Source organism: Blastocatellia bacterium, assembly GCA_035275065.1.
Lineage (GTDB): Bacteria > Acidobacteriota > Blastocatellia > UBA7656 > UBA7656 > DATENM01.
The window spans coordinates 230,648-240,468 of sequence record DATENM010000014.1 but is presented as its reverse complement, the minus strand read 5'-3'; the positions used below and the strand labels follow the sequence as shown (position 1 = coordinate 240,468).

Sequence of the window (9,821 nt, the reverse complement as noted above, 5' to 3'; positions counted from 1 at the left end):
GCGACGCGTTGTCTAACTGCGAGCGTAGCGCGATGGTGTGAAACGGCCAGGGCATTTGCAGGTTCGGCAGGTAAGCGTGCATGCCCGACTCGGCGTTCAAGCCATCGTGCTTCACGTCGGCGATGACCCCGACGACCTCCGTCCAGCGGAAGTCCGGCGCGCTCGGCGAGTCGAACGTGAAATGTTTGCCGATGGGCTCCTCGCCGGGCCAGAGCCTCCGGGCCGCCGTCTCGTTGATGACCGCCACCGGCGCGGCCGATTCGTTGTCGCGCTCGGTGAAGCCGCGCCCCTTGAGCAGGCGCATGCCGAGCGCCTCGAAGTAACCCGCGCCGACCGGGTGCAGTCCGACCAGCCTCTCCTGCTCTTCTCGCGTTGACGGGTGGCCTTCGATGGTGGGGATGCTGGAGCTGTCGGTTCCCTGAATCGGCAAGTCGTTGCCGACGGCGACCGCTTCGACGCCGGGGATGGCCCACAGCTTCGGCGTCAGCTCCTTCAGAAATTGCCTGCGCGCGCCGCGCACTTCATAACGCGGGTCGCTTAAGCCGATCCACATCGTCAGCAGGTGGTCGGGATTAAAGCCCGGCTCGACCGCTTGCAGGCGGACAAAGCTCCTGACCAGCAGGCCCGCGCCGACCAGCACGACCAGCGCCAGGGCGATTTCGGCTACGACCAGCCCGTTACGCAAGCGGTGGCGTGCCGAGCCCGCGGAGACTGCCCGCGCGCCTTCCTTGAGCGTCTCGTTGATGTCAACGCGCGACGCGAAGATGGCCGGGGCGAGGCCGAACAGGACGCCGGTCAGCAGTGACGCCGCCAGCGTGAAGGCGAAGACGGACACGTCCAGACTGATCTCATCGAGGCGCGGCGTGCCGCGAGGGCTGATGGAAACCAGCAGGTCTATGCCCCACACGGCCAGCAACAATCCCGCGAAGCCGCCGATGACGGCGACCAGCAGGCTCTCCATAAGCAGTTGCCTGATGGTGCGCCAGCGGCTAGCGCCGAGCGCCGCGCGTATGGCCATCTCGCGCGAGCGGCCGGCGGCGCGCGCCAGCATCAGGTTGGCGACGTTGGCGCAGGCGATCAACAGCACCAGTCCGACGGCGAGCAGCAGCGGCACGACCAGCGGCATCAGCTCGGCGTTGATCTCGATGAAGGTGGCGGCGCGCGACAGCCGGATGCCGGTCTTCGGCTGGCGGTCTGCCGTGTCGCCTGGGAGTTGTTCGGCGATGACACGCATCTCGGCTTCGGCTTGCTGGCGTGATACGCCGGGCCTGAGCCGTCCGACCAGGGCGAACGACTCGGCATCGCGATCCGTCAGCCAGCGTTTGTAATTCCAGCCACCTTCGCCGATCACCGTGTCGCGCATCATCAGTGGCATCCAGAACTGCGGCGCGTCGGGTTCTGTGCCGATGAAGTTGCGAGCGGCGACGCCGACAACGGTGAACGGCTGGCCATCAAGCGGAATCGTCTTGCCGATAATTTGAGGGTCGGAATCGAAACGTCTTTGCCAGAAACCATAACTCAGGACGACCACCGGGCGGGCGTTCGGCGTGCGGTCTTCTTCGGGGAGAAAGGCGCGACCCAGCGCCATCTCTGCGTCGAGGGCGGCGAAATAGTTGCCGGAAACGAGCTGGCCGAAGAGATATTCGTCATCACCGGAGAGCGCCGTCAGATCATCGCCTGCGCCCGCCGGCCTTGTGCCGAGCGTCACCGCGACTTTGTTCCAGGCGGCCAGGTCAGCCAGCACATGGTTGCGGTCGCGGTATGCGAGATAGTCTGCATAAGAAAAGAGCAGTCGGGTCGCGCCGTCGCGATCCCGGCTCGATACGCGGACGATGCTTTCCGGATTCTTGAGCGGCAGCGGCTTGAGCGCGAAGGCTTCAAAGACGCTGAACAGCGCCGTGTTGACGCCAATGCCGAGCGCCAGCGTAATGATCGCCACAAACGTGAAGCCGGGTCGCTGGCGCAGCAAGCGCAGGCTATAGCGCAGGTCGTTCAGCAATGAGTTCATCCCTCCGATTATTCGTACCTGAGCGCGATCATCGGGTCGACTTTCGTCGCCCGCCGCGCCGGCAGGTAGCAGGCCGCGAGCGCCACCGCGACGAGCAACGCCGCCGCCATCACGAAGGCCAGCGGGTCGGTGGCGCTGACCCCGAACAGCAGGCTGCGCAGCCAGCGCGTCAGCCCCAGTGATGCCAGCGTGCCCAACAGCAGCCCCCCCAGAATTAAACGCAGGCCCTGGCCGATTAGCAAGCGCAGCACATCCGGCGGCTGCGCCCCAAGCGCCATGCGGATGCCGATCTCGCGCGTCCGCTGGCTGACCGCATAGCTCATCACGCTGTAGATGCCGACCGCGGCCAATAGCAAGGCGATGGCGGCAAACAATCCCAGCAGCCAGGTGTTGAAGCGGCGCGGCGCAACCAGCCGCCCCAGGTCTTTCTCAAGCAACGAGACTTCGGCGACCGGCACGTTCGGGTTGATGTCTCGCACTTCGGCTTTGATCGCTTCAACCAGGCCGAGCGCATCGGTGCCCGCGCTGCGCACCGCCAGCGTCGCCCGCGGCAGCGGCGAGCGCCCGAACGGCGCGTAGATTTTGATTCGCCCGATGGCTTCAGAGCCGAAGTTATGCACGTTGCCGGCGACGCCGATAATCTCTATCGGCGTGCGGCTATCGTACTTGATGTGCTTGCCGATGGCTTCGCCTTCGGGCCAGAACTGCCGCGCCAGGTGCTCGTCAACCAGCATGACCGGGGCACCGTCGGCAACCTCTTGCGGCGTGAAGCCGCGGCCCTGCTTGATGGGCACGCGCATCGTCTTGAAGTAGTCGGCGGTGACGATGTCCCAGTCCACGTTGATTAGCTCGCCGGGGTTGATCTGCTGATACTCGCCGTTGATTTCGGGATTGATGTCAGTCTGCCATCCGGGCTCGAAGCCGGGTAGCTGGTTGACGACACATGCGGATTCGACACCGGGCACGGCGCTGACGCGTTCGAGCAGTTGTGAATAAAATTGCTTCAAGCGCGGGCGGCCCGGATAGGCCTGGCGCGGCAGCAGGTCCATCGTCACGACCTGCCGGGCATCGAATCCGGGGTCAGCGGCAAACATCCGCGCCAGGCTTTTGATCAGCAGGCCAGCGCCAATCAACAGGATGACGGCGAGCGCCACTTCGGCGATAACGAAGGCGCTGCGCAGGCGCCCGCCGCGCCCATCGCTCACGGAGTAGCCGCCGTCTTTCAATGTCTGTTGCAGGTCGGTTCGCGTGCCTTGCCAGGCGGGCGCGAGTCCGAAGATCAGGCCGGTCAGCAGCGCCAGCAGCAACGTGAAGGCGAGCACGCGCCAGCCGATGACGACGCCGGCCAGGCGTGGCAAATCATCGGGCGCGAATCGAACGAGTAGGTTCACGCCCCAGACGGCCAGCAGCAATCCGAGCGCGCCGCCGGCAAGCGCCACCAGCACGCTCTCTGTGAGCAACTGGCGCAGCACACGCCGGCGGCTGGCTCCGAGCGCGGTGCGAATGGCCATCTCTTTTTGTCGCGTCACCGCCCGCGCCAGCAGCAGGTTGGCGACGTTGGCGCAGGCGATCAACAGCACGAAAGCGACTGCCGCGAACAGCAGCAGCAAGGGCAGGCTCGCATCGCCGACGATACTCTCTTGCAGCGTGACCATGCGAATCGTGTTGCCGCCGTTCGTCCATGGATGTTCGCGGATCAATTCTTCTTCGACCGACTTCATCTCGGCGCGCGCCTGTTCGAGCGTGACACCGGGGTTGAGCCGCGCGACGACGAAACCGGCGACGCGGCTATCGCGCTGGAACCAGGGGCCCGCCGGCTCGGCTACCTGTTCGGTCAGCACCCACAGCGCCGGCGGCCCCTGGTGCTGGAATTCAGGCGGCATCACACCGATGACGGTGAAGGGTTGATTGTCGAGCATGATGGGCTGGCCGACGAGCGCCGGGTCGCCGCCGAATTGTGATTGCCAGAAGTCGTGGCTCAACACCGCGACGTGTGGCGCTCCGAAGCGGTCTTCTTCGGCAGAGAAGCCGCGCCCGAGCATTGGCGTGGCGCGCATCACGCGGAAGTAATCCGCCGTCACCAGTCGCGCGGTAATCGCCTGGGCGTCGCCGCCGCCGGTCATCGTCATCTGCCAGCCGCGGATTGCCGCCATCGCTTCAAACGACCGGCTGCGCGTTTGCCAGTCGAGAAAGTTCGGGTACGAAACCCAGCGCGTCGCAATCTCTTCGTGCCGTTCCGCGAGCCAGACTAGCCGGTCGGCCTGCGGGTAGGGCAGCGGGCGGAGCAGCACCGCGTTGACGACTGAGAAGATCGCCGTGTTCGCGCCGATGCCGATAGCGAGTGTAAGAACGGCTACAAGTGTGAAGCCGGGCTGGCGGCGCAGCATGCGCGCGCCGTAGCGCAGGTCTTGCAGCAGGGTTTGCATAAGTACTCTCCGCCGGGAATTCAGACAACCGGGCGCTCCGTTAGGAGCGCAATGTTTATAGTGATCAAGTCGGTTTGTTTTCAAGCCCCGTAGGGGCGCAATGGCGCCATTGCGCCCCTACGGGGCTTGAATTTTTTTCACGCTGATTACTATAAACATCGCGTCCCTACGGGACTGAGAACGACTTTCTGCTATTCGTACCTGAGCGCGATCATCGGATCGACACGGGTGGCGCGGCGCGCCGGCAGGTAGCAGGCTACGAGCGCGACACCTGCGAGCAGCAAAGCGATCAGCGCGAAGGTCAACGGGTCGCTGGCGCTGACGCCGAACAACAGGCTCGCCATCAAGCGCGTCAACGCCCATGCGCCAACAACGCCGACCCCGACGCCCGCCGCCGCCAACAACATGCCTTGACGAATGACCATCCGCATCACGTCAGCGGGCCGCGCTCCGAGCGCCATCCGCACGCCGATCTCATGTGTGCGCTGCGTCACTGCATACGACATCACGCCGTAGATGCCGACCGCCGCCAGCACCAGGGCGACGCCGGCAAACAGGCCGAGCAGTAACAGGCTGAACTTGGCTGCCGAGAGCGCCCGGTCGAGCAACTCGTTCATGTTACGTACATTACTGATTGGCTGGTCGGGGTCGAGCGCCTGCACCTGTTCGCGAATGGCCGCGGCCAGGGCTTCCGGCTTGCCTTCGGTCTCGACGGCGAGCATCAGCGTGTTGGTATAGCCTTCGCGCCGGTACTGGTGCAGCGGCGCGTAGACGTAGGCGGCAGGCGGCAGGTTGAGGCTGCCACCTTTGACATCGGCGACCACGCCGACGATCAAGCGACGAACGAAACGATTATCCGGCGTCTGCGCGTCGGCAGGCAACAGATGCTCAGGCGGCCCCATCCAGATCGTCTTGCCGACAGGGTCTTCGCCGGGAAAGAAGCGCCGCGCCACCGTCTCGTTGATGATGGCGACCGGTTGCCCCTTCTCGTCATCCTGCGGCGTAAAGGCGCGGCCCTGGTCTATGCTGATGCCAAAGGTGCGAAAGTAATTCGGGCTGATCAAAGCGAAGCGCACGACCGGGACTTGATCGAGCGAAGGCGGCGCCGGGCGACCTTCGACGCTCATGAGCTTGCCCCAGCCTGAGCCGGCGCCGAGCGGCAGGATCGAGCCGGCGGTGACGCTCTTGACACCGGGCAACGCTTCGACGCGGGTGAGCAACTGGTCAAAGAAGGTCAGGCCCGCCGGCTGGCGCGGATCGCTGGCGCTCCGGGGCACTGCGTACTTGGCGTCGGGCAGCGCGATTCGCATGGTCAGAACATTGCGGGCGCTGAAGCCGACATCCACCTGCCGCAGCTTGATGAAGCTGCGCATCATCAGGCCGGCGCCGATCAATAGCACCAGCGCCAGGGCCACTTCAGCGACGACCAGCAAGCGGCGCAAGCGTCCTTGCCTGCCGCCGCCCGCGCCGCTGCGCCCGCCTTCGTTGAGCGCCGCCTGCACGTCGGCCTTGACGGCTTGTAATGCAGGCAACAGACCGGCGAGCAAGACAGTAAACAACGCGACGGCCAGCGTGAAGCCGAGCACGCGCCCGTTGACGGCAATTGAGTTGTAGCGCGGCAGCGAATTGGGCAGCAGCGCCGACAGCAGATCAATGCCCCACAGCGCCAGCAAGACGCCGAGGCCGGCGCCGATCAAGCTGAACGGCAGACACTCGATCACCATTTGCCGGATGATGCGCGCACGGCTCGCGCCGAGGCTGGCGCGGATCGCTAGCTCGCGCTCGCGCGCCGCCGCTCGCGCCAGCATCAAGTTGGCGACATTGACACAGGCGACCAGCAACACGAAAGCGACCGCGCCCAACAGCACCAGCAATGCGGTCCGCGAATCGCCGGTGAGCTGTTCTTGCGCCGCCACGACCTGCGCGCCGATGCCTTTGTTTTCAGCGTGGGCTTCTTCAATCTGGCGGGCAATGGCGCTCATCTGCTCTTGCGCCTGCGCCGTGGTGACGCCCGGCTTGAGCCGTCCGACAAGAGTGGCGTAGTGATTGTCGCGGGTGTCGAGGCTATCGCCGGACACAAAGGCGATTGGCCTCCACATCTCGACTTCGGGCAGGTTGTCGAAAAACGGCATGCCTCGTGGCATAACCCCGGCGACCGTGAAGCCTTCGCCGCCAACCTTGATCTCGCGCCCGACGATGCCGGGATCGCCGGCGAAGCGCCGCTGCCACAGCCCATAGCTGAGCAGGACGACGCGGTGCCGCCCGTACTGATCTTCTTCGGGCATAAAGCCGCGCCCAAGCGCCGGCGTAACTTTCAACACATCGAAGAGGTTCGGCGTGATGTAAGCACCCTGGACGCGCTCCGGCTCGCTGCCCGCCGAAGAGAGGCTGAAGTCGCCATAATAAAAAGCGCCGAGCCCTTCGAGCGTGTCGTTGCGGTCGCGCCAGTCGCGGTAATCCGGCATCGAGCTGCCCGAAGTCGGCACGCCCTGGCCGATCATCGTTGACCAGAGGAAGACCAGCCGGTCGGCCTGTGGGTAGGGCAACGGGCGCAGCAAGACCGCATCCACGACGCTGAAGATAGCAGTATTGGCGCCAATCCCTAAGGCCAGTGTGATGATGGCTAAGAACGTAAAGCCGGGCCGCTTGAGCAACAGCCGCAGCCCGTAACGCAGGTCTTGAATGATTGTGTGCATAGTTCACCTCCGATAATCAGGAAGCAGGAAGCAGGAGGCAGGAGGCAGTCAGGACTATAGGCAATGATCCGCAATAGGCAGGAAGGCCCAGGTAATCATTAACCCAGGACTTGCCGTCTACTGCCTCCTGCCTCCTGCCTCCTGCCTCCTGCCTACTCATACCGCAATGCCACCATCGGATCGGTCCGGGCGGCGCGGCGGGCGGGCACGTAGCACGCCAGCAGAGCCACCAGCGTCAGCAGCAAGGCGATGCCGGTGAAGACCAGCGGGTCAGTCGGCGCGACGCCGAACAGCAGACTCGACATCAGTCGCGTCAGTGCCAGAGCCGCCCCCAACCCGACGCCAATGCCCGCCAGCGCCATCCGCATCCCCTGTCCAATGACGATGCGCAGCACCTTGCCCGTCTGTGCGCCGAGCGCAATGCGGATGCCGATCTCATGTGTGCGCTGCGCGACCAGATAAGCCATGACGCCATAGATGCCGACTGCCGCCAGGGTCAGCGCGGTAACGGCGAACAGGCCGACTAGCAGCAATGTGAAGCGCTGCCCGGCGAGCGCCGCGCCGGCCACCTGATCCAGCGCCCGGATGTCCGACACGGCCAGGTCTTTGTCGAGGGCCGCGACCTCGCGGCGCACGCTGTCGGCGAGCCCCAGCGGCTTGCCGTTCGTGCGGACGGCGAGAAACATCTCGCTGGCCGCCACCTGTGCGTGCGGCCAGTAGAAGGCCGGGTGCGCTTCGGGCGAGTCGGGGAAATCTTTCACGTCGCCGACGATGCCGACGACCGTCATCCAGTCGTCGTCTTTCGGGTTGTCGGCAAACGTGATGCGCTTGCCGACCGCCTCTTCGCCGGGCCAATAGCGGCGCGCCATACTGTCGTTGATCAGGATGACCATAGGCTTGCCGCGGACATCGTTGGCGTCGAACCAGCGGCCAGCGATCAGCGGCACGCCCACGGTGCGGAAGTATTCGGTTGTCACGCGGTGAAAGCGCGCCTCCGGCCCCTGCTCGGGCGGAAAGGTCTTGCCCTCGATGTCGAAGCCGGCGTTCTCGTCGTAACCGCTCCAGGGCAGGTCAGAGCTTGCGCCCACGTCTTCGACCCCCGGCAAGGCGGCGACGCGCTCGATCAGCGACTTGTAAAACGCGACCGTCTGTTCGCCCTTCGGGTAACGCGCCAAGGGCAGGGAGAGCTTCATCGTCAGCACGCCTTCGGGGTTGAATCCGGGATCGATCTGTTGAAGCTTCGCAAAGCTGCGCAGCAAGAGGCCCGCGCCAACCATCAGGACGAGCGCCAGCGCTACCTCTGCCGCCACCAGCACGTTGCGCAAGCGGCGCTGGCGTGCGCCGCCCGTGCCGCCGCGACCGCCTTCCTTGAGCAGCTCGTTGAGGTTCAGCTTCGCGCCATGCCACGCCGGCACCAGCCCGAACAGCAGTCCGGTCAATAGCGTCACGACGAGCGTGAAGCCGAGGATTTGCCAATCCATCTTCACCGCCTGAAGGCGAGGCAGTTGTGACGGGCCGAGCGCGATGAGCGCGTCAATTAGCCAGCCCGCCAACAACAGCCCGGCAGCGCCGCCAAGCACAGCGATCAGCAGGCTCTCGGTCAACAGTTGTCGCACCAGCCGCATTCGTCCGGCACCCAGCGACGCACGCACAGCCATCTCGCGCTCGCGCGTCGTGGCGCGTGCCAGCATGAGATTGGCGACGTTGACGCAGGCGATCAGCAGCACGAAGGCGACCGCGCCCAGCAGCACCAAAAGTGTCGTGCGCGCCCGCCCGACGATCTCCTGGTGCAGCGGGCGGACGCGAATCTGCCAGCCGGAGTTCGTGTTAGGATGTTGCTCGGCCAGCCGCCCGGCAATGACGTTGAAATCCGCCTCGGCTTGATCGCTGGTCACGCCCGCTTTCATGCGCCCGACGGTGTTGGTGAAATGGGCGAAGCGCGGCGATTTCGGGCTCAACTCCATCGGCCACCACACGTCAACGCTCTCGCCGTGCGGCGTCGAGCGGTAATCGCCACCGACGTGCTGAACGCCGGGCGGCATCACGCCGACGACGGTGAACGGCTCGCCCGACAGCGGCACGACCTGGCCCACAACGTTCGGGTCGCCGGCGAAGCGCCGCTGCCACAGGCCATAGCTGAGGATGACCGCGTGGGTGTTGTTTGGAGCTTCGTCATCGCGGTTGAACTCGCGGCCTAGCATCGGCTGAAAGCCCAGAGTCGCGAAGAAGTCCGCCGACACACGCATGGCCGACAACTGTTCGGGCCGGTCGCCGAGCGCGAGTTCCAGGTCGCTGCGCGTGTAGAGGGCGAGGTTTTCGAGCGTCGTGTTCTGGTCGCGATAATCCAGGAAGTTGCCGGGCGACAGAGGAAATTTCGGCTGGCTGCGGCTGCTCTCGAAAACCCGCACCAATCGTTCCGGGTGCGGGTACGGGAGCGGCTTCAGCAATACGCCATTGACCACCGAGAAGATCGCCGTGTTCGCGCCAATCCCTAAGGCCAGCGTGATGATGGCTACAACCGTGAAGCCAGGCCGTTTGAGCAACAGCCGCAGCCCGTAACGCAGGTCTTGAATGATCGCTTGCATGATTCACCTCCGAATAATCAGGAAGCAGGAGGCAGGAGGCAGGAGGCAGTCAGGACTATAGGCAATGATCCGCAATAGGCAGGAAGGCCCAGGTAATCATCAACCC

Annotated in this window: 4 protein-coding genes; all 4 read right to left on the bottom strand. The window is 64.9% G+C overall.

What is annotated here, in order from left to right; translation table 11 throughout:
• A partial coding sequence (locus VJ464_02805) for an ABC transporter permease (protein ID HKQ04035.1) occupies positions 1 to 2,008 on the bottom strand: 2,008 nt, incomplete at its 3' end.
• Positions 2,009 to 2,016: 8 nt separating this feature from the next.
• Positions 2,017 to 4,434 (bottom strand): ABC transporter permease, encoded by a 2,418-nt coding sequence (locus tag VJ464_02800; GenBank protein ID HKQ04034.1) that lies wholly within the window; start codon positions 4,432 to 4,434, stop codon positions 2,017 to 2,019.
• A gap of 191 nt (positions 4,435 to 4,625) precedes the next feature.
• Entirely contained in the window at positions 4,626 to 7,130 is a 2,505-nt protein-coding gene (locus VJ464_02795) for an ABC transporter permease (protein ID HKQ04033.1), read from the bottom strand.
• Between the two features lie 152 nt (positions 7,131 to 7,282).
• Complete coding sequence (locus VJ464_02790; GenBank protein ID HKQ04032.1) at positions 7,283 to 9,715, bottom strand: ABC transporter permease; 2,433 nt, start codon at positions 9,713 to 9,715, stop codon at positions 7,283 to 7,285.
• Positions 9,716 to 9,821: the final 106 nt, after the last annotated feature.